25 protein-coding genes and 1 pseudogene are annotated in these 23228 nt (G+C 51.8%); 13 read left to right on the top strand and 13 right to left on the bottom strand.

Translation table 11 applies throughout. From position 1 onward, the window contains the following. Position 1: 1 nt before the first annotated feature. The gene (locus RZS32_RS07845) at positions 2-355 is read left to right on the top strand and encodes a YbaN family protein (RefSeq protein WP_317056455.1); all 354 of its coding nucleotides are present in this window, start codon (positions 2-4) and stop codon (positions 353-355) included. Here RZS32_RS07845 and RZS32_RS07840 read toward each other — a convergent pair. The 7 genes and pseudogenes from RZS32_RS07840 to hemJ form a co-directional block, all read right to left on the bottom strand. Continuing rightward, positions 345-1241: a ParB/RepB/Spo0J family partition protein gene (locus RZS32_RS07840; RefSeq protein ID WP_317056454.1), complete on the bottom strand. Its 897-nt coding sequence runs from the start codon at positions 1239-1241 to the stop codon at positions 345-347. The genes RZS32_RS07845 and RZS32_RS07840 overlap by 11 nt on opposite strands. 15 nt (positions 1242-1256) lie before the next feature. After that, positions 1257-2066: a ParA family protein gene (locus RZS32_RS07835; RefSeq protein WP_317056453.1), complete on the bottom strand. Its 810-nt coding sequence runs from the start codon at positions 2064-2066 to the stop codon at positions 1257-1259. Beyond that, positions 2059-2670 (bottom strand): 16S rRNA (guanine(527)-N(7))-methyltransferase RsmG, encoded by a 612-nt coding sequence (rsmG, locus tag RZS32_RS07830; protein ID WP_317056452.1) that lies wholly within the window; start codon positions 2668-2670, stop codon positions 2059-2061. The genes RZS32_RS07835 and rsmG overlap by 8 nt, the downstream gene beginning before the upstream one ends. Continuing rightward, positions 2667-4576: pseudogene (gene mnmG / locus RZS32_RS07825) on the bottom strand (tRNA uridine-5-carboxymethylaminomethyl(34) synthesis enzyme MnmG). Before mnmG ends, rsmG begins: the two are co-directional and overlap by 4 nt. Next, positions 4542-5831: a tRNA uridine-5-carboxymethylaminomethyl(34) synthesis GTPase MnmE gene (gene mnmE, locus RZS32_RS07820; RefSeq protein WP_317056451.1), complete on the bottom strand. Its 1290-nt coding sequence runs from the start codon at positions 5829-5831 to the stop codon at positions 4542-4544. Before mnmE ends, mnmG begins: the two are co-directional and overlap by 35 nt. A gap of 21 nt (positions 5832-5852) precedes the next feature. Then, positions 5853-7124 (bottom strand): transcription termination factor Rho, encoded by a 1272-nt coding sequence (gene rho, locus RZS32_RS07815; RefSeq protein ID WP_317056450.1) that lies wholly within the window; start codon positions 7122-7124, stop codon positions 5853-5855. A gap of 119 nt (positions 7125-7243) precedes the next feature. Further along, complete coding sequence (hemJ, locus tag RZS32_RS07810) at positions 7244-7693, bottom strand: protoporphyrinogen oxidase HemJ (RefSeq protein WP_317056449.1); 450 nt, start codon at positions 7691-7693, stop codon at positions 7244-7246. Positions 7694-8105: 412 nt separating this feature from the next. Between hemJ and RZS32_RS07805 the strand changes: the two genes are divergently transcribed. The 4 genes from RZS32_RS07805 to dnaQ are packed head-to-tail and all read left to right on the top strand — an operon-like array spanning position 8106 to position 10813. Beyond that, positions 8106-8705 carry a Maf family protein gene (locus RZS32_RS07805; RefSeq protein ID WP_317056448.1) on the top strand — a complete coding sequence of 200 codons (600 nt, stop codon included), beginning with the start codon at positions 8106-8108 and terminating at the stop codon, positions 8703-8705. Further along, a complete protein-coding gene (locus tag RZS32_RS07800; protein ID WP_317056447.1) occupies positions 8702-9535 on the top strand; it encodes a shikimate dehydrogenase in 834 nt (277 codons plus the stop codon). Before RZS32_RS07805 ends, RZS32_RS07800 begins: the two co-directional genes overlap by 4 nt. After that, positions 9532-10125 carry a dephospho-CoA kinase gene (gene coaE / locus RZS32_RS07795; RefSeq protein ID WP_317056446.1) on the top strand — a complete coding sequence of 198 codons (594 nt, stop codon included), beginning with the start codon at positions 9532-9534 and terminating at the stop codon, positions 10123-10125. Before RZS32_RS07800 ends, coaE begins: the two co-directional genes overlap by 4 nt. Next, positions 10118-10813 carry a DNA polymerase III subunit epsilon gene (gene dnaQ, locus RZS32_RS07790; RefSeq protein ID WP_317056445.1) on the top strand — a complete coding sequence of 232 codons (696 nt, stop codon included), beginning with the start codon at positions 10118-10120 and terminating at the stop codon, positions 10811-10813. The genes coaE and dnaQ overlap by 8 nt, the downstream gene beginning before the upstream one ends. 9 nt (positions 10814-10822) lie before the next feature. Here dnaQ and secB read toward each other — a convergent pair whose 3' ends face one another. Together secB and RZS32_RS07780 are read right to left on the bottom strand one after the other, a co-directional pair. Continuing rightward, a complete protein-coding gene (gene secB / locus RZS32_RS07785) occupies positions 10823-11356 on the bottom strand; it encodes a protein-export chaperone SecB (RefSeq protein WP_317056444.1) in 534 nt (177 codons plus the stop codon). A gap of 57 nt (positions 11357-11413) precedes the next feature. Next, on the bottom strand, positions 11414-11911 hold the full coding sequence (locus RZS32_RS07780) for an FxsA family protein (RefSeq protein WP_339106875.1): 498 nt from the start codon (positions 11909-11911) through the stop codon (positions 11414-11416). Positions 11912-12021: 110 nt separating this feature from the next. On the opposite strand from RZS32_RS07780, the gene RZS32_RS07775 reads away from it, so the two are divergent. The 3 genes from RZS32_RS07775 to RZS32_RS07765 are packed head-to-tail and all read left to right on the top strand — an operon-like array spanning position 12022 to position 14296. Then, positions 12022-12684, top strand: a complete 663-nt coding sequence (locus tag RZS32_RS07775) for a Tim44/TimA family putative adaptor protein (RefSeq protein ID WP_317056443.1) — start codon at positions 12022-12024, stop codon at positions 12682-12684. After that, entirely contained in the window at positions 12681-13718 is a 1038-nt protein-coding gene (locus RZS32_RS07770; protein WP_317056442.1) for a murein transglycosylase A, read from the top strand. The genes RZS32_RS07775 and RZS32_RS07770 overlap by 4 nt, the downstream gene beginning before the upstream one ends. A gap of 26 nt (positions 13719-13744) precedes the next feature. Further along, complete coding sequence (locus RZS32_RS07765) at positions 13745-14296, top strand: Smr/MutS family protein (RefSeq protein WP_317056441.1); 552 nt, start codon at positions 13745-13747, stop codon at positions 14294-14296. On the opposite strand, the gene RZS32_RS07760 is transcribed toward RZS32_RS07765, so the two are convergent. The 4 genes from RZS32_RS07760 to RZS32_RS07745 form a co-directional block, all read right to left on the bottom strand. Beyond that, on the bottom strand, positions 14279-15502 hold the full coding sequence (locus RZS32_RS07760) for an MFS transporter (protein ID WP_339106874.1): 1224 nt from the start codon (positions 15500-15502) through the stop codon (positions 14279-14281). The genes RZS32_RS07765 and RZS32_RS07760 overlap by 18 nt on opposite strands. A gap of 239 nt (positions 15503-15741) precedes the next feature. After that, positions 15742-16959 carry an NAD(P)/FAD-dependent oxidoreductase gene (locus RZS32_RS07755; RefSeq protein WP_317056440.1) on the bottom strand — a complete coding sequence of 406 codons (1218 nt, stop codon included), beginning with the start codon at positions 16957-16959 and terminating at the stop codon, positions 15742-15744. A gap of 6 nt (positions 16960-16965) precedes the next feature. After that, on the bottom strand, positions 16966-17586 hold the full coding sequence (locus RZS32_RS07750) for a phosphoribosyltransferase family protein (protein WP_317056439.1): 621 nt from the start codon (positions 17584-17586) through the stop codon (positions 16966-16968). After that, a complete protein-coding gene (locus tag RZS32_RS07745) occupies positions 17583-18320 on the bottom strand; it encodes an adenine phosphoribosyltransferase (RefSeq protein ID WP_317056438.1) in 738 nt (245 codons plus the stop codon). The genes RZS32_RS07750 and RZS32_RS07745 overlap by 4 nt, the downstream gene beginning before the upstream one ends. Positions 18321-18475: 155 nt before the next feature. Here RZS32_RS07745 and RZS32_RS07740 point away from each other — a divergent pair, with 155 nt between their 5' ends. From RZS32_RS07740 to RZS32_RS07720, 5 genes are read left to right on the top strand one after another with little or no spacing between them, the layout of a single operon-like run. Further along, complete coding sequence (locus tag RZS32_RS07740) at positions 18476-19606, top strand: ABC transporter substrate-binding protein (RefSeq protein WP_317056437.1); 1131 nt, start codon at positions 18476-18478, stop codon at positions 19604-19606. Positions 19607-19640: 34 nt separating this feature from the next. Next, the gene (locus RZS32_RS07735) at positions 19641-20489 is read left to right on the top strand and encodes an ABC transporter permease (protein ID WP_317056436.1); all 849 of its coding nucleotides are present in this window, start codon (positions 19641-19643) and stop codon (positions 20487-20489) included. After that, positions 20486-21280: an ABC transporter permease gene (locus tag RZS32_RS07730; protein WP_317056435.1), complete on the top strand. Its 795-nt coding sequence runs from the start codon at positions 20486-20488 to the stop codon at positions 21278-21280. Before RZS32_RS07735 ends, RZS32_RS07730 begins: the two co-directional genes overlap by 4 nt. Continuing rightward, a complete protein-coding gene (locus RZS32_RS07725; RefSeq protein WP_317056434.1) occupies positions 21277-22347 on the top strand; it encodes an ABC transporter ATP-binding protein in 1071 nt (356 codons plus the stop codon). The genes RZS32_RS07730 and RZS32_RS07725 overlap by 4 nt, the downstream gene beginning before the upstream one ends. Beyond that, on the top strand, positions 22344-23225 hold the full coding sequence (locus tag RZS32_RS07720) for a polysaccharide deacetylase family protein (RefSeq protein WP_317056433.1): 882 nt from the start codon (positions 22344-22346) through the stop codon (positions 23223-23225). The genes RZS32_RS07725 and RZS32_RS07720 overlap by 4 nt, the downstream gene beginning before the upstream one ends. The last annotated feature ends 3 nt before the right edge of the window (positions 23226-23228 follow it).

Genomic DNA, 23228 nt, shown 5'->3' with positions numbered 1-23228 from the left:
GATGCGTGCAATCTATATATCTGTGGGGTTGATGTGCTTAGCACTTGGCGCAATTGGGGCGTTTCTTCCCTTAATCCCAACAGTCCCGCTCTGGTTGCTTGCTGCATTTTGTTTTGCGCGCTCATCGGAACGCCTGCATCACTGGATGATCACTCATCCTGTTGTCGGGCCACCAATTTTAGATTGGCGTGAACGCGGTGCGATAGGCGCACGGTCCAAACGTCTTGCAACTTTGTCGATTATGGTAGTCTTTGGGATTTCACTGGCCTTGAAACTAGCTTGGACGGTATCGGCCATTCAGGGTTTGGTGTTGCTCGGAGTTCTAACTTTTATCTGGACCAGACCTAGTCGCTAGCCGTCAGCTTCTGACAAAGAGCATCCAACTGATCGAAACTCTCATATGAGATTGTCAATTGCCCGCCTTCTTGGCCTGTCCTATGTGTAAGCGAGACCTTCATGCCAAGGCTGGCCGACAAATCACCTTCCAATGCCATCGTATCCGCATCCTTTTCAGGCGCGACCGCTCCCTTAATCACCGGTCGGGATGTATCTGAAGCCTCTGATTTTACAAGCTTTTCAGTATCTCGAACGGATAGACCCTTCTTTATGACCTGCTTGGCCAAGGCAACGGGATCAGCGGCGGTTATCAAAGCCCTTGCATGACCTGCTGAAAGAGATCCATCTCTCAGAAACCCCTGAACTTCAGTCGGCAAATTCAACAAACGCAATAAGTTCGCAATATGACTACGGCTCTTTCCAAGCGCAGTTGCCAACTTTTCCTGGGTGTGACCAAACCGCTCCATCAGTTGGCTATATCCTGCTGCTTCTTCAACTGGATTTAAATCTGCACGTTGGATATTTTCAATGATCGCAATTTCAAGAACTTCGGTATCATCAAACTCTCGCACCAGAACTGGCACTTCATGGAGCTGAGCCATCTGCGCCGCACGCCAACGCCGTTCCCCTGCAACAATCTCATAGCGGTTCGGATCACGAGAACTCGATCTTACAATCAAGGGTTGAATAATACCCTTCTCCCGAATTGATGCTGCCAGATCTTCCAGAGGCCCTTTCTCAAAATCTCGACGCGGCTGATCCGGATTAGGCTCGATGCTTTCTATCGGCAAGGTACGATCGGCTTCGTTCAGCCGCTCCGCTGGCGTTCCAGGACTCTCCGCCACATCGGCCATAAGTGCCGAAAGTCCGCGTCCGAGTCCTCGTTTCGGTTTGTTCTCTGCCATGACACTTCCCTGAGTTTAAGCTGCCTTAAGTGTATTGTTCTTCATCAATTCCTTTGCCAAATCTCGATAAGCCAAGGCGCCTTTTGACATCGGATCGTAAGACAAAACAGGAACTGCAAACGATGGCGCTTCGCTCACCCGAACGTTCCGAGGAATCCGTGTTTTGAAAACAAGATCACCCAAGTTCTCGCGCGCATCCTGCTCGACTTGAGACGACAGGTTATTGCGGCCGTCAAACATGGTCAGGACGATACCTTCAATCCTAAGATCAGGATTAGCCGTCTGGCGCACTTCTCGCACACTCAACATCAATTGAGACAAGCCTTCCAAAGCGAAGAATTCAGATTGCAGGGGCACCAAAACGGAGTGCGCGGCAACCATTGCATTAACGGTCAAAAGGTTGAGGGATGGCGGGCAATCAATCAAAATGAAATCAAACGCAAAACCTTCCATTGCCGGCTGACGCAGTGCATCATGCAACAAAAAGCTCCGTTTTTCGTTTGCAATAAGTTCCATGTCGGCGGAGCTGAGATCAACAGTTGCCGGAATAATCTTCAAACCACGTTGCGAAGTATCCAAGATAACTTTCTTGAGCTCGATCTCCTCCAGAAGCAGTTCATAGGTCGTATATGTACGTTCGTCGGCTTCAATCCCCAGCCCGGTCGACGCGTTACCCTGGGGGTCAAGATCAACGATAAGAACGCGTCGCCCCAACTCCGCAAGCGCCGCACCCAGATTGATGGTCGTCGTTGTCTTCCCAACACCACCTTTTTGATTAGCAACTGCAACAATTTTGGGATCGTGATAACGCGTCGGATCAGACACGGCATACTCCTGAAACGCAAAGAATGACAGAGCCTTCGCTCGTTTTGCTTTTAACAATTTGACAGTCAAAGTTCCACTTTGATTGTGCGGTTTCCAGTTCTGAGCGCCATTTTTTTCCCTTCATAAGAAGAAGCGTGGCTCCTTGCGCCAAATGTCTTTCTGATAAATCCAAAAGAGAAGACAAATCCGCCAGCGCTCGGGCTGAGACAATATCTGCATCCAACGAATTGAGATTTTCAATCCGGTCATTTTTGATTTGAACCTTTAAATCCAACTCTCTGGCAACACTTGAAAGAAACGCGCACTTCCGGGCATCACTTTCCACAAGCATGATTTCAAACTGCTGTTCTAGCTCTCGTACAAGAACTGCAACAACCAGACCCGGAAAACCTCCACCCGAGCCCAAGTCGACCCATCTACGGATACCGCCTTTGGGAATTTCAAAAATTTGTGCTGAATCCAGAATGTGGCGTGTCCAAAGATCATCAATCGTGGATTTGGAAACCAGGTTTATTCTAGGATTCCATTTGACTAGAAGCTCTGAGTATCGCTCAAGACGTTCCATTGTTTCACGTGAAACATCCAGAAACCCACCAAGTGTCACGCGCTCTTGTTCCGATTTTCTTGACGTAGCTTAGCAAGCAACAAAGTCAGTGCCGCAGGCGTCATGCCATCAATCCTCGAGGCCTGTGCAAGATTCTCAGGGCGAGACTTCGACAACTTCGATTTGAGCTCATTGGATAGCCCTTGAATTCCAGAATACTCGAAGTCCCCAGGAATAACATGCGCCTCATCTCGTTTCATTTGCTCTACATCCCGTTTCTGTCGTTCGATGTAATTTGCGTATAGCGCGTCTTTGGACAATTGCTCTCTCGTATCCGGATCTATTGACGAGAAGGACTCGTCCAGACCAATCAGCGTTGAAAAATCTACATCCGGATACGACAAAAGTTGAAATGCTGAACGACGGGCGCCATCCTGATTCACGGCTATACCGCATTCATTTAGTTGCCCAGGCGTATAACTGCTGTTCTCAAGCTGATCACGGCCAGATGAAAGTCGGTTCACCTTGTCCTCAAACGCAAATCGTCGGTCCTCACCCACACATCCAAGATCAAGACCAACAGGCGTGAGGCGCTGATCAGCGTTATCCGCCCTCAGCGAGAGCCTAAACTCTGCTCGCGAAGTAAACATTCTATATGGCTCCGACACGCCCTTGGTCGTCAAATCATCAATCATTACGCCAATATAGCTATTCATACGGCTGAAAATTACTGGCTCACGCTCCTCGACATTTAAGGCCGCATTGAGACCAGCGGCGAGTCCCTGCGCGGCAGCTTCCTCATATCCTGTTGTTCCATTGATTTGTCCTGCGAGGTAGAGACCCGGCACAGACGAAACAGCCAGCGTTAGATCAAGCGCCCTTGGATCAACATAATCATACTCGATTGCGTACCCCGGCTGCAGGATTTGGGCGTTTTCCAACCCTGAAATGGACTGGACGTACTCTGCCTGAATGTCTTCCGGAAGGGACGTCGAAATTCCATTTGGATAAATAACATCATCCGAAAGGCTTTCAGGCTCCAAAAAATCTGGTGCGACGTTTTATCGGCAAATCGGACGATTTTGTCTTCTATAGAAGGACAGTAGCGCGGACCAATTCCATCGATACGACCCCCATACATCGCAGACCTGTCCAGATTCCCGCGGATAAGATCATGCGTCCTTTCGTTTGTATAGGTAATCCCACAAGAGATTTGACGAGCGAATGGTGTTTTGGACAGGAACGAAAACAGCGTCGGATCCTCATCCGCAGCCTGCATCTCCAGGTTCCCCCAGTCGATCGTCTTACCGTTGAGACGAGGGGGTGTTCCTGTCTTCAAACGCCCAAGCGGAAGACCAAACGCGTCAATTCTCTCAGCCAGCTTTTTGGATGGACTTTCACCCATGCGTCCGCCAGGACGAGAAACATCGCCGATATGAATAACGCCACGAAGAAAAGTTCCAGTCGTCAAAACAACACTTTTTGCGGTTATCTCGCTCCCATCAGCAAGAACCACACCGGACACTCGGTCGTTTATCACAACAAAATCCGCGGCCTCACCCTCAATGATCGTCAGGTCGCGCTGCAACACCATTTCGTGCTGCATTTCCTCTCGGTAAATTTTACGGTCTGCTTGTGTTCTAGGGCCCTGAACTGCTGGGCCCTTGCGCCTATTCAACAGACGAAATTGAATGCCGGCCTTGTCCGCAACACGCCCCATCACACCGTCAAGCGCATCAATCTCTCTAACAAGATGTCCCTTACCCAGCCCACCTATTGCGGGATTACACGACATGACGCCGATGGCGCTTTTTCTAAGTGTCACGAGACCAGTTCGCGCACCCATACGGGCAGCCGCCGCAGCCGCTTCCACACCGGCATGGCCCCCACCGATAACCAGAACATCAAAATGTTTCACGTGAAACACTCCGCTATTTTCCCAAGCAAAAACTCGCAAAAATCTCATCGAGAACATTCTCGATGTCCACTCGACCAATCAAAGAGTCAAGTGCTCGTACCGCTGCACGAATTTCTTCCGCGCAAATTTCCGAATATTCCGAGCCTTGCGCAAGTCGCCTAAGAGCTAAACGCAACGACCCTGACCCTCGTTCCATTGCTGACTTATGACGCTCACGGATGGCCAGTCCACTCTCTGACGCTCTAATTTTCAAAGCCTCAGTAACGCCATCCACCAACTCAAGAACACCCAGCCCTGTTTTCCCAGACACTCCGCGAAGACCAGTCTCTGAACTCAGATCCGCCTTTGCCAGGCAAATGATATCATCATCTCTGGGAACAAGTTCAGGCGCTTTACCCTCTTCAACAAGGATGACTCTTAGATCTGCGGACTCCGCGCGTGAGCGTGCCCGATCGATGCCAATCGCTTCAACCTCATCTACAGCTTCTCTCAATCCTGCGGTATCTAAAAGGGTCACTGGTAAACCACCAAGATCCATCTTTACTTCTATCACATCGCGGGTGGTTCCCGCATGATTTGACGTAATTGCAGCATCCCGACCTGCAACGTAATTGAGCAGTGTAGACTTACCCGTGTTTGGGGGCCCAACAATAGCAACTTCGAATCCGGTCCGAATTCTCTCCGCCGACGAGTATCCTTCTATTTCCTCCTGCAAGCCATCAAGAACACAGCAAATCAGCTTGCTGACTTCTGGGGCAACATCCACAGGAACATCTTCATCCGCAAAATCAATTGTTGCTTCTATCAAAGCGGCGGCTCTTATAAGATGCCGACGCCACTCCGACGCTTTACCACCCAATTCACCTGAGAAAACTCGCAGCGCTTGGCGCCGCTGAGCTTCCGTCTCTGCTTCAATAAGATCAGCAAGGCCTTCAATCTGAGACAAGTCCAGTCGGTTGTTCTCAAGCGCTCGCCTGGTAAACTCGCCGGCATCGGCCTGTCGGCAACCCTCAAGTTTTCCCAGCGTTTCAAGAATCTTTGATACAACCGCGACACTACCATGGCATTGAAATTCAACAGACATCTCGCCGGTAAAGCTTTGGCCATGGTCAAATGTAAGAACTAGTGCTTCGTCGATTCTATCACCATCTGCTGTCTTCAGCTCTCGAAGCGACGCCTTGCGGCGCACTGGCACATCTCCGCACAAAGCTTTGACACTGTCAAAAGCCAGAGGGCCCGAAACACGGATGACGGAAACCCCCGCCTTTCCCTGAGCTGTTGAAAGCGCAAAGATCGTGTCCATCACAACCCTCTCCAGGGAAAGTTAGGTGTTCATAGAGTCGAAAAACTCGGAATTTGTCTTGGTTTGCTTTAGCTTCGATAACAAGAACTCAATCGCATCCGTTGTTCCCATCGGATTGAGAATACGACGAAGCACATATGTCTTCTGAAGATCGATTTTATCAATGAGCAGATCTTCTTTCCGCGTACCGGATTTCAGAATATCGATGGCCGGGAACACACGTTTATCTGCCACTTTACGATCCAGAATAATCTCAGAGTTACCGGTTCCTTTGAATTCCTCAAAGATCACCTCGTCCATACGGCTGCCGGTTTCGATCAGAGCTGTTGAGACGATCGTCAATGATCCACCTTCTTCGATATTCCGGGCAGCACCGAAGAACCGTTTCGGTCTTTGAAGGGCATTGGCATCCACACCGCCCGTCAGAACCTTACCTGAAGACGGGACAACTGTATTGTACGCCCTACCAAGTCTTGTGATTGAGTCGAGTAAGATAACAACATCTCGTTTGTGTTCTACCAATCGTTTTGCTTTTTCGATCACCATCTCTGCGACAGCAACGTGACGCGAGGCTGGTTCATCAAAAGTCGAACTGATCACTTCACCCTTCACAGACCGCTGCATGTCTGTGACTTCCTCCGGGCGCTCATCAATCAGCAAAACGATTAAATAGCATTCCGGATGGTTTTTCTCGATACTAGAGGCAATGTTCTGAAGAATAACAGTTTTACCAGTACGCGGTGGAGCCACGATAAGGGATCGCTGACCTTTCCCAATAGGAGCGACCAGATCAATAACACGAGCGGATCGGTCTTTACCTGTAGGATCATCAACCTCCATCTTTAGGCGTTCATCTGGATAAAGAGGCGTTAGGTTATCAAACGCAATCTTATGTTTCGCGCGTTCCGGTTCCTCAAAGTTGATTTGAGTTACCAGAGTCAAAACAAAATACCGTTCGTTATCCTCCGGCGCTTTGATCTCACCTTCAATCGTATCGCCTGTACGTAAGGAATGCTTACGGATCGTTTCCGGAGAAACATAAATATCATCTGGTCCCGGAAGATAGTTTGCCTCTGAAGACCTTAAAAATCCAAAGCCATCCTGCAGAACCTCAAGCACACCATCGCCATAGACAGTCCATCCCTCATCCGCGCGTTCACGCAAAATCTGAAACATCATTTCGCCTTTTCGCATCGTCGAGGCGTTTTCGATTTCCAGTTCTTCTGCCATCGACAACAGGTCTTTGGCTGTATGAGCTTTCAGATCTGAAAGGTTCAGACGATCATCTGGCATATTATATCCTTCGGCGTGGACATCTAGTCCACGGCTTTTGATTTGGTCTTGGGAAACGGTTTGCCCGGACGGGCACCTAAATTAGCTCTCTAGGGATTTAAGATCAGGGAGTCAACGGATCAGAACTTCACCACAACAGAGATGACAATCAGTACCATTAGAATTGTCGGTACTTCATTCATCATCCGAAACTGACGCCCGGTGCGCGTATTACGTCCGTTCAAAAACTCTTTGCGTCGTCGGCCGAGCCAGTGGTGGAACCAAGTCATAGCTGCAACACAAGTCAGCTTCACATAGGGCCACACAGAACCCCAATCCACGATCCCAGGCGTGAACAAGAGCAAAAGACCAAACACCCATGTCGCGATCATCGCCGGATTCATAATCACGCGAAGTAGTTTCAGTTCCATTGTCTGAAATACAGTATCTCTACTATCACCGGGGTTAGACTGTTCGACGTGATACACAAATAAACGAGGGAGGTAGAAGAGACCTGCCATCCAAGCTATCACTGACATGATGTGAAGTGACTTCACCCACGGATATGCCAAAGCCAACGTATCGCTCATGGTTTTCCACCTTTCCCTTTTGCTCCTATAAATAAAATAAGAAAAGAAAAAGGATGATGATTTAGTAGTGTCACCGATTTTTGTGGATTATTGACTTTTTCACAGAGTTTTGGACAAGACGGCTGCTTGTTGAAAACTGTGTTGATAAGATGAATACCATAACTATGCATCTAAAATAAATAAATAAAAACAGTATGTTAATGTGGGATCATAGCAAAGAAATCAGTGGACGTTCTTAATTACTTTTTGATAAGAAAATTGAGTTTCAACCAAAGCAACTTGTTCTTTTCCACTTGGAATAAAATCAGTGAAAGTTTTTAAAACAGGTGCTCTTTATCGCGCATGCTCCAAAATTTTGTTTTATGAGGAATTTGACCCCAAATTGTTCAACTCCTTCTGACAGGTTTTCCACATGCCCCGCACAATAATCCTCGCGTCCGGTTCCAGGACGAGGCAGACGCTTTTGCAGAATGCAGGCGTGGATTTTGCAACGCAGGCGCCGCGCATAGATGAAGAGATGGTAAAACAGGCTATGCAGGAAGAAGGCGCGCCACCCAGGGACATTGCTGACACACTTGCCGAGATGAAAGCACTTAAGATCTCTGCAAAGAATCCAGACAAAACCGTCCTGGGATGTGACCAAGTATTGAGCTTTGAGGGCTCACTTCTTTCCAAACCTTCTGACCCTGAAACCGGTTTGGCACAACTTCTGGCAATGAACGGGCACCGGCATGAACTTTTGTCCGCAGCTGTAATTTGCGAAAATGGAAAACCCTTGTGGCGACATGTGGGCGTCGTAAAAATGGTCATGCGCCAAATGACCGACGCGTATCTTCAAAGCTATGTTGATAGAAATTGGCAAAGCATCCGCGAGTCTGTTGGATGCTACAAGCTCGAAGAAGAGGGCGCCCGTCTCTTTGCTCAGGTCAATGGCGACTATTTTACCGTCTTGGGTTTGCCTCTTCTGGAAATTTTGTCGTATCTCAGCCTCAAAGGAGAGCTAGAAACATGATGGAACAAAGAATTCCTTTGGCGGGTGTTATTGGTACGCCAATCGCACATTCAAAATCTCCTCAAATTCACACACATTGGCTCAAAACGCATGGCATCAAGGGGCACTATATTCCGATGGAAGTAAGTGCTGACGACCTGGAGACAGTAATCCGATCCTTGCCGAAAGCTGGATTTGTAGGCGCAAATGTTACCATACCTCACAAGGAAAAAGTTTTAGAGATTGCCGACCTTGTAACTGACAGAGCTACGCTGATCGGAGCTGCAAATACCCTGATTTTCCGGAAGGATGGAAAAATTCATGCAGACAATACAGATGGCGTGGGCTTTATCCGTAATCTTCAACAAAACGCACCCCAATGGAATCCCAAAGCTGGACCAGCAGCACTGCTTGGGGCAGGGGGTGCAGCGCGTGCTGTGATTTCGGCTCTCCTGGAAACAGGGGTGCCAGAAATCATGATCTCCAACAGGACACGTGTACGTGCCGACGCCCTGAAAACGGAATTTGGCAAGCGACTTGTTGTCATCGACTGGGTTCAGGCGGGGAATATGCTTGAGGATGCTGCTACAGTTGTGAACACAACTTCACTTGGCATGATTGGTAAACCTCCATTACGTGTACCATTGGATGGTTTGAGAAAAGGCACTTTGGTGACCGATTTGGTTTACGCTCCTTTGAAAACCAAGCTTCTCGCCGAAGCCGAAGAAATGGGATGCACAACAGTTGATGGGCTGGGCATGTTGTTGCATCAGGCTGTCCCTGCTTTTGAGCGCTGGTTTGGTATACGTCCAGAAGTTGACAGCGCAACCCGCGCCGCAGCGCTCAGATGACGTTTAAACTCGGATTGACCGGTTCTATTGGGATGGGCAAATCGACTACGGCAAAACTATTTGCCGAAGAAGGATGCGATATCTGGGATGCGGATGCCGCAGTCCACCGCCTTTATGCCAAAGGCGGTGGGGCAGTCGAACCCATGGCGCGTCTGTTTCCCACGGCAATCGAAGATGGGGCTGTTTCGCGGGACAAGCTGAAAACAATCCTGAAGTCCAAACCAGATGCGTTAAAAGACATCGAACGCATCGTGCATCCCCTCGTGGCTCAGGATCGCGCAGATTTCTTGGAACACACACAATCGGAAATTTGCGTCTTTGACATACCGCTTCTCTTTGAAACAGGTTCTGACAAAACAATGGATGCGACAATCTGCGTCTCTGTTGGTCCAAGTATTCAGAAGGCGCGAGTTTTGGAAAGAGGGACAATGACAGAAGAGCAGTTTAACGTCATCCTGACGAGCCAAATGCCGGACAGCGAAAAACGCCAACGCGCCGACTTTGTGATTATTACTGATACGCTTGAACATGCCAAAGCCCAAGTCCAAGATATTTTAAGGCAGATTAGGACGTCACTTACCCATGCGTGAAATCGTACTGGATACCGAAACCACCGGCTTTGAACCCGAGCAAGGTGACAGGATCGTTGAGATTGGCGGTGTTGAGCTCTTCAACCACATGCCCACGGGAAAGACCTTTCACAAATACATCAATCCAGAACGTTCCATGCCGAACGAAGCGTTTGAGGTGCATGGGCTTGGTGACGATTTTCTTCGCGACAAACCGCTGTTTTCCGAGGTTGCTCAAGATTTTCTGAATTTTGTGGGTGACGCAAAGCTTGTCATTCATAACGCAGCTTTTGACATGAAGTTTTTAAATGCCGAACTTGGGTGGCTTAAGCTTCCACAACTGCCCTGGGATCAGGCGATTGATACGCTGGCCATTGCAAGAAAGAAGTTTCCGGGTTCGCCGGCATCTCTGGATGCGTTGTGCCGCCGGTTTGGCATCGATAACTCCGACCGCACGCTCCATGGCGCTTTGCTCGACTCTGAAATCCTTGCGGAGGTTTACCTCGAACTCATTGGAGGCCGTCAGCCAGACTTCGCCTTAGCCGGTGCGCATGTCGAGACCTCAAAGAACGATACGCGAACCGAAGACTGGCGCCCATTGCCCAGGCCAACGACGCTGCCAAAACGCATAACGGATGAAGAATCCTCCGCCCACGCAGCTTTTATTGAAAAGCTCGGTGACGGCGCGATCTGGAAGAAAAGTCCCTAAATTATAAACCTAAGCGTCAGGCGTCGCTTTGCTTTGCGCCGCTTCTGCCTGACGACGCATGATTTCGTTTCGGTACAGCTGCACAAAATCGATCGTTTCAAGGTTAAGAGGCGGGAAGCCACCATCACGAGTCACGTCACTGACGATCCGCCGCATGAACGGAAAGAGCATCCGAGGACATTCAATAAGCAAGAAAGGATGCATCTGGTCCTCAGGAACATTCTCAATGTTGAAAACCCCGACATACTCCAGCTCCAAGAGGAACAGCTTTTCTTCATTGGTTTTGTTTTTGGAAGTCACAACCAGTTTGGTGACCACTTCGTATTGATTTTCGACCGCACGTTTCTTTGCATCCAGATTAACAGCAACCTGAACATCAGGGGTCACCTCTCCGCCAACACCTCGCTGGGATAGTACGTTTTCAAATGACATATCCCGAATAAATTGCGTCAGAACATTCATCTGGGGTCCAGTTGGCAATTCTTGTGATTGTGGCTTTGCCTCTACGTCGGGCTTTGCGGCGCCGTTTTCCTGATCTGCCATGTGCTTCTCCAGTGGGATCTCTCGTTTCGGCACGCTTAGCAGGATGCCAAAGGGGCCTCAATGCTTAGTCCAGCCCGAATTTCCGTGAGTTGGTTTTTTTGGCGGATGAACCTCATGATACTCGGTTTCTATCACACCTTTGTCCGGATTGGACGGTTGCTGCTCAGATGAATCCATTGGATGACGTTCGCCCATTTCAAAACGTTGTACACGAATACGTTTCTTCAGATACGCAAAGACAGCACTCCGAACTGGCGGCGTCAAAAGTGCAAACCCCAGCGCGTCCGTGAAAAACCCTGGTGTTAAAAGCAAGGCACCGGCAACAAGTATCATCGCCCCGTGAGCGAGCGGTTCAGTTGGATCATCCAGTCGCGAAAACGAGCTTCGCAACTGTCCCATAGCCAACGATCCTTGTGATTTGACAAGGAAGGTTCCAAGAATTGCTGTCAACACGACGATGCCCAGCGTCGGCCATAGCCCAATCCAACCTCCTACCTGAATAAAGAGGGCAATTTCGATCAATGGCACTGCGAGAAACGCCAGAAACAGCCACATGTTGAGAACCCCCTTTTTTAAACGCCCCGTAAGGTGGACTTGACCAGGTGAACCACCTACATAAGTGCCAGCAGGGGATGTTACCATCCTCGACATTGTGAGAGGCAAGAATGAATTCGCCGCTACTTCAGCTTTTGGTGCTCGCAGGAATTGCGATTTTCCTGATTCTGCGCCTGAAAAGCGTCCTTGGCACGCGTGATGGGTTTGAAGCACCGCCGCAACCCCGGCAGAGCTCTCAATCTGCTACGCGTCGGCAGGATTTCGAGGTAATCGAAGGTGGCCCGGATTATGACATTACCGACCATGTTGCAGAAGACAGTGATGCGGCGGAAGCGCTTGCAGGTATGAAACGCGTCGAGCCCAGTTTCACCGTTGGCGAATTTTTGCAAGGAGCAAAGCAAGCTTACGAGTGGATTTTGATGGCCTTTGAACGTGGTCAAATGGACGAGATCGCGCCGTTCTTGTCCGAAGATGTTTTTGAAGCTTTCTCGCAGGTTGTCGACGCACGTCAGGAACAAGGGCTTAAAATTGAAGCCGATTTTGCAGGCGTTCGTGAGACCAGCCTACTGGATGCGAAATTTGACGAAGACACCGGTCGTTCCGAAATTACTGTCCGCTTTGTAGGAGAACTGGTGTCTGTTGTGCGGGACGCATCGGGTGAAATTGTCGAAGGCAAGCCCGGTCAATCCAAACGGCAAAAAGACAGCTGGACGTTTGAACGGGTCATGGGATCGGATGATCCCAATTGGCGGCTTGTCGCGACGGGCGAATGATACGGGCTCTGATCGCAGCCTCTCTTTTTGCGGTCAGCTCTTCTCTTGCTGCCTTCTCTAACGACGCCACACATACAGTTGTTGATTTCGAAGATCTTCGAGATTGGGAAAAGGATGATCATGAAAAAGCGCTGGAAGCGTTTTTGGTCACATGTCCTGATCTCAAAGATCCTGACTGGTCTGCACTGTGCGCTTTGGCTCAACAAAAACCTGATGCCAAAGGATTTTTCGAACTTTTCTTTCGTCCGGTTCTAATTGAAGACGGGGCCGCGGCCCTCTTTACCGGCTATTTCGAACCAGAGCTTTCGGGGTCTTTGACTCCGAGCGCGCGCTACCGATATCCGCTTTATCGCCAGCCCCCAGAGTCAGTTAACTCGGGTCTTTGGTATCCTCGGCGTGTTATTGAAACCAGCAATTTGATGCGGGGCCGGGGTCTTGAGATTGCTTGGGTTGATGACCCGGTTGAGTTGTTCTTCCTTCAAATTCAAGGATCGGGCCGGGTCAAGCTTCCAAGTGGGCGGATGATCCGCGTTGGGTATCAAGGGGCCAATGGGCATGAGTACCGGTCCATTGGTGTGGAGTTGGTACGACGCGGCGTGTTCGAGGCGCATCAAGTATCCGCACAAGTCATCAAGAACTGGGTAAGGCGCAATCCGATCGCAGGTCAGGAATTGCTCTGGTCAAATCCATCCTATGTTTTCTTTCGCAGGATTGACTCGGTTCCTGCAGATAAAGGTCCCCTTGGCGCCATGAATCGTTCTGTCACAACAGGACGCACGATTGCTGCGGATCCGGCCTATGTTCCTCTGGGCGCGCCAGTTTGGATTGAGAAAGAAGGAGCCAATCCGATCCGTCGGCTGATGATTGCGCAAGATACCGGATCGGCGATCAAAGGCGCGCAGCGGGCCGATATTTTTATGGGCACTGGCGATCAGGCCGGGCGGCAAGCTGGTCGATTGCGTGACCCGGGCCGCATGGTCACACTTCTTCCTATTCAAAGAGCCTACGCCATGGAGACGGAGCCCGGGCTTTGAGTCGCAGAAAAGTCACGTCGGAGGAATTGGCGCTTTGGAACCAGGTTGCAAAAACCACTGAAAAGCTTGGGCTGGATCGCAAAGATACATTCCTGGATGAAGAACTTCAAAAACCATCCACGAAACAGTTTACCATACAAGAGTCATTTCAGGTCGGTATTGGTGCTCATTCTTCTTCACCCAAGAATGATGTCCTGCCTCAAATACAGGATCAGCTGGCGTTTCAACCCATAAAAATGGACAAAAAAACGCATCAGCGTTTGAAGTCAGGGAAACTAAAACCCGAAGCCCGTATTGATTTGCACGGTATGACCTTGGCGCAGGCGCACCCACGGCTGACACGTTTCATCCTGTCTGCCCATGGTGAGGGCAAACGACTCGTCCTCGTTATTACAGGCAAAGGTAAAAATACCGATAATGGCGGACCGATTCCTGTACGGCACGGAATTTTGCGCCATGCAGTCCCGCAATGGTTGGCGCAGGCCCCGTTGTCTTCGCTCGTGCTTCAGATCACCCAGGCGCATAATCGCCACGGTGGCGGCGGGGCCTACTACGTCTATCTACGCCGCGCGCGGTAAGACGTGTTTGGCGCGGCCAATGCCAATCACCATCATAACCGTCGAGAATAAAAAGTAGATCGCGACCAGCACATATTGCGATTCCAGTCCCAACCCTGCGTCAATGCCCCATCCGGTCAAACCTGGGCCAATGGCGGATCCGAAGACCATCACAGCCGCCGCCATAGCTTTGATAGAGCCCAAGTACCGCGTGCCGTAAAACTCCGCCCAAAAAGCATTGGGCAGAGTGGTGTTGAACCCGGTTGTCAGCGCGAAGAAAAACAGCCCGGCCAACAGCGCAAAGATCGATCCGGCGTAAGCAAAAATCACAAACCCAATCACCATGGGAATTTGCATAAACGGGATCAGGCGTGCGGTTCCAAATCGGTCCAATGCCCAACCTGACCCCAACATCGCGGCGATGCCGATAACGGTGTAAAACGGATACATCGCAACCAGTTCAACATTGGCGATACCCTTGATTTCGGCATAGTGGACCTGATGAAAAAAGAAGGCCGTGTTGAAGGCGGATGGTCCAAGTAGTGCAGGGATCATGAACCAGAAAAGCCAATGGCGCATGGCTTGGTTTCGAGTCCATTGACGATCGTCCATGCCGGTCGCCTGACTTTGTTCGGCAACGGATTGTGGGGTACGTTCTGCGCGTAACAGACCAAGAATGAAAGGTATCCCCATAAGTGCTAGTGCCGCTGCGGCCAACCATAGCAATCGCCAATCGATGAAGACCATCAAAGCCACGAAAATCAATGGCAAGAGCGCCTCGCCAACTGCAAACCCCAATGTGGCAATTGAAAGCGCCTTGCCACGTGTGGCGACGAACCAGCGGGACATGGCAACAAGCGCAATGTGGCTCGTCATGCCTTGGCCGGTAAAGCGCAACGCAAAGATGACCAGGATCAGCCCCCACCAGACCGGGTTCAATGCCATCGCAACGCAGGATAGTGCCAGCAAAACAAGGATGATTGGCGCAAGCCCCCGGACCCGGAATTGATCCGTCAAACCCCCAGCCCAGACCATGACCAACGCCGAAGCGGCGGTGCCCAGTGTGTAGATGCCGCCCCACTGGCCATGGGTCAGATCAAAACCCTCTCTGATCTCACCGGCAAAGATTGAGATAAAGAATGTCTGGCCAAAACTGCTGAGAAAAGTGAGCAGCATGCCGGCGGATAGCCAGGGCAGGTTGCCACGCAGAAAGTCCAGAATCTTCATGGTTCTTGGTGGCCTGAAAACCGCGTGAAAGAAAGAAAAAAGCAGTTTCGCGCGATTCGATGGTTAACGCCGTTGTTTTGCACATATTCCGGCGTCGGTATGACATCGGTAACACGTCGGTATTACGTCGGTGCGGGTGTCGGTTCTTGGGTGGATTAAAGCTGCGAACTGTAGATTTACCAATTGCCTAGCTTTGTTATCGATGCTTCAGGGAACTTCAAAAGCGTCATAACATTCGCTCAGATCACAGCCTTCTCAATGATCGGTCGGTTTTCGGGAATGCGGGCATAGTTGAAAGGTGTCATGTCCAGTGTCCGATATTCGCCATAGGTAATCCATTCTGCCGTCCCGCGCCCCATGGCGGGGGATTGCTGTAATCCATGGCCGGAAAACCCGTTGAGGAAAATGAAGTTCTCGACCTCGGTATGCGGGCCCATGATGGCGTTGTGGTCAAACGTGTTCATGGCATAGTGCCCGGCCCATTCGGATTGAACCTTTACCGCTTCAAATTGAGGGATGCGTGTGGCGACGATGGGCCAGACGTAGTTTTCCCAAAGTGTAAAATCCATCTGGTGGTCGTCATAGGCACAAGCCAGATCAGGAGCGTTGTGATTGTATCCGCCCACCTCATAGGTCCCGCCACCGTTTTCGCGCACATGGATGCCAGTTGGATCGATGGTCAGTGGTAGGTTCTGATCCAACGGTTGATCCGCCTTGAAGATCCAGGTGAAGCGCTTGCGCGGCTCCACCGGAAGATCAACACCGGCCATGCCGGCGGTCAGGATGGCGCGAGGGCCAGAGGCATTCACAACCTGACCGCAGGCAATCACCTCTCCGGATTTCAATGTGATGCTTTTGACCCGCGTGCCAGAGGTAGTCCTGGTGATCGCAATAACTTCGTTTTCGATATATTCAACGCCGCGCTCGCGCGCCTGACGTTTCCACCAGTCGAAGACAGCCAGCCCATCGAAATAGCCCTCATCGACCGTGTTGATCGAACCCGCGACGATGTCGTCTACATCGTAAAAGGGATAGCGTGCCTTGATCTCATCTGAGGTTAAAACCTCGGTCGCGGCACCGGCGGCCTTTTGCACCATTTGGCTTTCACGCAGCACCTCGGCGAAAGCATCCGTATTGGCCAGGTACAGGTAACCAAAATTCCGAATGGAAAGATTGGGCACGCGTTCGTCACCGCCCATGTAGCTGCGGATGTTCTTGACGAAATCAGCGGCAAACTGGCTGATTTTGACGTTCAGCGCGGATGAAAATTGCTGCCGGATGCAGGAATTCGTGTGTGCTGTCGAGCAGGTCTCAAAGGTCAGATCACGGTCGATGACAAGCACCGAACCGTTGAAATCGGAATTGTCGCTCAGAAACCAGGCGGTGGACGACCCCATGATCGCGCCACCAATGATGATGACGTCATAGGATGCGTGTTTCGGTGTGGTGGGCGTCATGTGGAGTCAGATCGGGAATGCGTCGCGTGCATCGTAGGAGGCAAAGCTCGACAAGGTCTGTTCATTGCACTCTTCCTGCCATTTGGTGGCGGGTTGGATTGCTGTGACTACCGTATGTGTGTCGCGAAGCACCGAGGCCCGGGGCGTGTCTTCCATTGCGATGGCCACGAGTCCTGCAACCACGCCCTTCTGTCGTGTGACCAGATCTATGGCACCTTCCATCGTCCCGCCGGTTTCGATCCATTGATCCACCAAGAGCACACGAGTACCCGGCGCAAAGGCGGGCAGGCGCATTTCCATATCCTGGGTGCGACCCGAATAGTTAGTAAAGCTGACCTTGTCGGTGTCCACGCAGAGCTTTCCGACTTTGCGGATCGGCAAAAACCCGACATCTCGCCGCGCGGCCAATGCGGCCCCTAGGACAAACCCCATGGCATCAAGCCCGCCGACCACGTCAAATTCGACCCCGTCTAGATCGGCCAGCAGATCGGCCAGCAAATCCTGAAACGCGCGTTGGTTGATGTAGATGGAGGTGGGGTCAAGCCAGGCAAACTTGGGCCCCTTGGTGTTGGGAGACATGAGTTTGAAATACCAGCGGTCGTCACGGGGGCCTTTATCTTGGGTCATTCATCTGTCCTCAGATCTTCAGTAATATCAAGCAGGCGTCTCAGGCGCGCCGGGTCGATTTCATAGAAATTGTCCTCATAATTGATCCCGGTCGCCACCATAAAGCAATCGACTTCGCGATAGCGGTGGGCATTTTTGGGCGAGATTCCCGAGGCCAGTGCAAGGGGTTTGTCGCCAATCGCGGCGCGAAAGGTTTCAATCTTTTTGTCATCTGCCTCGATGCCAGTTGCCAAACCAGAAGTGGTGACAACATCCATCCAATCGCGGGCAGTTTCCGCTGATCGTGCATAGTCGGATGGATCAACGGGACGCTGTTTCTTGAATGCTGTTCCGCCGAAGTAAAGCCCATCCCAACCGACGCGGGCCGCGTCAATTTCTTTGGCCTCGACCTGGTCTGTGACACGTTCATCAATCCGCGCGTCATCGGCCCAATAGGCATCAATGTGGCATCCTTCACGGCCAAGCGTGGCGAGTTGTGGGAAAGCATCCTTGCCGGTCACAGCCAGGAAATTCACTCCGATCCAAAGCTTAGGCCTTGCTTCGCGAACCTCACGAAGGATCTCCAAAAATGGCGAGACTCCAAAGTCGTGGTTGATGAGAAAGCAACCCGGTGCGCCTGCTTTTGTCAGCACCTCAATGTTCCTCAAAGTCCGTTCTGTTTCGAGCACGTGAATGACCGGAAGCACAACCGGGCCTTGCGATCCAAAGGACGCGCGAAATTCAAATCTGTCCATCCCTTGGACCCTTCGAATAAAAATTGTGCATTGCGCACGATTTTGGCGCAGACTTGGCCACAGGTCCGGGAATCGGATGCGCCAGAGACTGCCTCGGTATCTATATCGAAGCTGGCGAAATAACCAAATATGACGACTGACAGGAGAGTGTGGGGATGTCGAACAACGGCAAATTTATTCAAAGCAAACGGACGTTTCTAAAGACAGGGTTGGCCTCGGTTGCCTTGTCTGCGCCATTCGTGAACCGCGCGTGGGCGGAAACGACAGAACTGACGATGTTGGGATGGTATGGGACCGCAGAACCCGACATGGTGGGTGCGTTCGAAGAGGCGAACAACGTCAAGTTCGTGCCAAAATATTATGCAGGCGGAGACAACATGCTGGCCGCTCTGGCGCAGAACCCGCCCGGAACGTTTGACATCATTCACACCGATGCGGAATACGCCAAACTTTTGGTGGCGAATGATCTGGTGATGCAGCTTGATGCCAATGATTATCCCATGGATGACCTATTGCATGATGATTTCAAATCCTTCTCGGGCCACTGGGATGACAGCGGCAATCTTTATTCACTGATCTCTCGGTTTGGGCACCTGGGTGTGTCCTACAACAAAGACGTGCTGACTGCGGAAGAGGCGTCGACCTATGATATTTTCTGGGATGAGCGTTTGACTGGCAAGGTCGGGCATTTCGACTGGCACCTGCCGTCGCTGGGTCAGATGAGTCTGCTCGTCGGCAATGAAAGCCCATTTGATATCGATGATGCCGGTTGGCAGGCGGTGCAGGAGAAAACCCTGTCACTCAAGCCGCAGGTCGGCGGATACTTTGACTTTGGCGGTACATTCTCGGGTCTGAAAAATGCCGAGATGCTGGCCATGGTCGGGATTGGAGACTGGGTCACCGGGATTCTGGAACGCGATGGCGCGCCTGTGTCGTCGGTCGTGCCAAAAGAGGGCGGCATTCAGTGGACGGAAAGCTACTCGATTGCCAAGACATCTGAGAAAGCCGATCTCGCGCTGAAGTACTTGGCCTACACCATGTCGCCAGAGGGTCAGGTGAAAACCGCACAGATGCTTGGCTATCCGGGTCACTGTGTGACCAAGGCGGGCCGTGCAATGCTCAACGAGGTCGATCCGGCCGAAGCACAGCGCTCGCGTCAGGTGGACGGCGATCCGCAGGATCCGATCACGCTCATCAATGAAGGGCGGATCAGCTATCGTGACATTCCTGTTCAGCAATCTCTGGAAGACTGGAATGACTTCTGGTCGGAATACAAGAACGCCTGACTGTGATTTCAACTAAGACACCGGAGCGGCGCTGATGAAGCGCCGCCTCAACGCGTATGCTTTGACGTTTCGTCTGCCCATTATCATCTGGCAGACCCTGTTCTTTGTTGGTCCCCTTTTCTTTGTGATCGCAATGTCGTTCTTCGTGGTGAAGAACTATCAGATGGTCGAGACCTTTGAACTTACGAGCTGGGCCAAGATGGTTAGCCGTGACTATGTCTGGTCGAGTTACCGCTACACGCTTTTGATGGCCGGGCTGGCTGCAATGATGGCCTCGCTTCTGGCTTTTCCGGCGGCGTGGTTCCTGGCCTTTCGATGTTCGGCGCGAATAAGGCAATTCGCGATCCTACTGCTCATCATTCCGTTTTTCACCAGCTACCTGGTGCGCACGTTTTCCTGGTACACGATCCTCGCCGAAGCCGGAGTTTTGAACGGGGCCTTCGGGCTTGTCGGATTGGGGCCCTATACTTTTCTAAACACGCCCATTGGAACGCTGGTGGGATACTTGACGCTTATCCTGCCGCTGGTACTTATCTTGCAAACAGTGACCATGGCCAACATCGATGACCGCCTGATCCAGGCGGCGCGCAACCTTGGCTGTTCACCAGCGCGCACGATCAGAACGGTGATCTTGCCCGCGGGCAAAACCGGGTTCGTCATAGCGGCCTTGTTCGCTTTCATTCTGTCCTTTGGGGATTTCGTGGCGCCTTACTATCTTGGCGGCTCCAAGCCTCCGACGATGCCGATTCTGATCATCGACACCACCAAGGCGGGTCAGCAATGGCCTCGCGCTGCGGTAGTTGCAGTTATGATGATGCTTACGCTTTTCACAGTTGCCTTTGCCGCCATCATGTATGCCTACCGCAAGAGGGCGAGCCGATGAGAACACCGCGCCTCGACTTTTTCCTGCGGGCCTACACGCTTTTGGTGGCGGCGTTCATTTTCCTACCGATCTTTGTGAGCCTCCTGTTTTCGTTCAACTCTGATCGCTTCCCAACCTTGCCCATGAGCGGGTTCACGACTCTATGGTACGAAACCATCTTTGCTGATCCGGACTTCTGGCGGGCTGCTCGCAACAGTCTGATCGTCTCTGCGACGACGTCTGTAATTGCAACGTTCCTCGGGTTTTGCACCGCCTATACCGACTATCGCTACAGCTTCAGGGGCAAGAGTCTGTTCCTTGCCATCATCCTGCTTCCGCCAACCATACCGCTCATCATCATCGCGCTCGCCATGCTGGCGTGGTTCAGCCGTGTGGGCCTGTCGGGGCAGGTGGTGTCGATCATCGCCGCGCATACCGTTCTCACGGCCCCCTTTGCCATGGCCATCATTCGCCTGCGCCTTAGCCAGATCGACGACAGCCTTGAGGCCGCAGCGTGGAATCTTGGGGCCAGTGAATGGCGCGCAATGCGAGAGGTTATCCTGCCGTTTTGCAAGCCTGCGATCCTGTCTTCGCTGTTCCTGACGGCGGCCGTGTCGTTTGACGAGTTTACCGTGGCCTGGTTTGTCTCGGGTCTGAACAAGACATTGCCGGTTCATGTGCTTGAGATTGTGCAGGGCACCATTGATCCGCAGGTCAATGCCATCGGCACACTGGTTTTTGGTGTTTCCATTACGCTTGTTGTCATATCGCAGGCACTTATTTTCTTCCGACTGCAAAGGGCTGCGTCATGAGTGAACCGCTGGTTGAACTGGACGGGGTTGAAAAGCACTTCGGTGATTTTGTTGCCGTGCGTGATGCGAACCTGACCATCGGGCAGGGGGAATTCATTGCGATCATGGGGCCTTCGGGATGTGGCAAGACGACGACCTTGCGCATGTTGGCTGGTCTTGATGCGCCGACGAATGGCGAGATTCGCATCGCGGGCAAGCGGATGAATGACCTTCCCGCGCATGAACGCGACACGCCCATGGTCTGGCAGAGCCTTGCGCTTTTCCCGTATCTGAACGCGCGTGAAAACGTGGAGTTTGGTTTGAAGATGCGCGGCGTCGAGGCGGGTGAGAGACGTAAGCGTGCGCTCAACTGGCTGGACCGGATGGAGATCGGCGAGTTTGCAGAGCGCAATGTCGAGACACTCTCGGGAGGTCAGCGTCAGCGCGTGGCTTTGGCCCGCGCCCTAGTGACAGAACCGCAGCTTTTGCTCTTGGACGAACCTTTGTCCGCGCTTGATGCGCATCTTGTGATCCGGATGCAATCCGTGCTGACGCGCCTTCAGCGAGAGCTTGGCATTACCTTTGTCTATGTCACCCATTCGCAGTCCGAAGCCTTTGCCATGGCCGATCGCGTGGTCATCATGTCGAAGGGTGAGATTGCGCAGATCGGCACGCCGCGTGAGATTTACCGCGCGCCCAAAACCCGGTTTGTGGCCGAATTTGTGGGGAGGAACAACATCCTGCAAGGGCGTGTCACGGAACATGCAAAAGATGTCTCGACGGTGGACACCGCATTGGGCACCTTCACAGTACCGGGCAAAACCGAAGTGGGATCGGATGTCGCCATCGTCGTTTCGGCGGACATGATGCAAATCGGGCCGGGGGAAAACACGCTTGAGGCTACGGTGCTGTCTGAGGAATTCGTGGGCTCGATGGTGACAATCTTTCTCGAAGCCGAGGACGGCACAGAATTGAAGATCCAGATGCAGGAACGCGCGCTGGGCGATCTTGATCTGAGCGCTGGGCGCAGACATACGCTAAGCTGGGCGCAAAGCGATGGGCATCTTTTGACTGAGGGGACGACATGATCCAGAATCCCATTCCCTGGCCCAATGGTGCGCGCTGCGCGTGTGCGATCACCTTTGATATGGATGCCGACAGCCTCATCCATATTGCCCGCCCTGAGGATAGCCATGATCGGCTCTATCCGATTTCTATGGGCCGGTATGGGCCTACGGTCGCGATGCCTCGTATCCTTGATACCTACCGTCGTGTTGGCATCAAACAGTCTTTCTTTATGCCGGGTTGGTGCCTTGAGACCTATCCCGACGTGGTAGAGGCGGTCCTGAAGGACGGGCACGAAATCGGTCACCACGGCTGGATTCATGAAGATCCGATTGTCACCAAGGGTGGCGCACAGAAAGAGGCGTTTGAAAAAGCTCTCGATACGCATGACCGTATTGCCGGGGGCAAACCGCGTGGCTATCGCGCACCGGTTTACAATGTCACGCAGCAGGTGATCGATTTACTGATTGAGCATGAGTTCCGCTATGACAGCTCGCTCATGGCGGATGACATTCCCTACCGGATGCAGACGGACAAAGGCTCTCTCTACGAAATGCCAGTCCATTGGGGCACGGATGATTGGCCTCCTTTCGCGCATTATGATGAGATTGGCTATCTGATGCCCGTGCGTGGCCCATCGGCTGGACTTGAAGGGTTCTGGGAAGAGTTCGATGCGCAATACGAGGCGGGCGGGTTTTTCATGCTGATCGTGCATCCTTTTTTGACAGGACGCCTAGCGCGTTGGCGTCAGGTCGAGGCGTGGCTCGAAAAGACGTTGGCGGCCAAAGATGTCTGGTTCGCAAGGTTGGAAGACATTGCTGATCACCTCGACAAGGTGAGCGCAGAGGGCACATATCTTCGCACCGAGACGCTTCCCTATTTTACTGACCCGCAAAAATGAGGC

Origin of the sequence: Roseovarius sp. W115 (assembly GCF_032842945.2) — a bacterium.
In the GTDB taxonomy this organism is placed as follows: domain Bacteria; phylum Pseudomonadota; class Alphaproteobacteria; order Rhodobacterales; family Rhodobacteraceae; genus Roseovarius; species Roseovarius rhodophyticola.
This window is presented reverse-complemented; position numbering and strand designations above follow the sequence as displayed.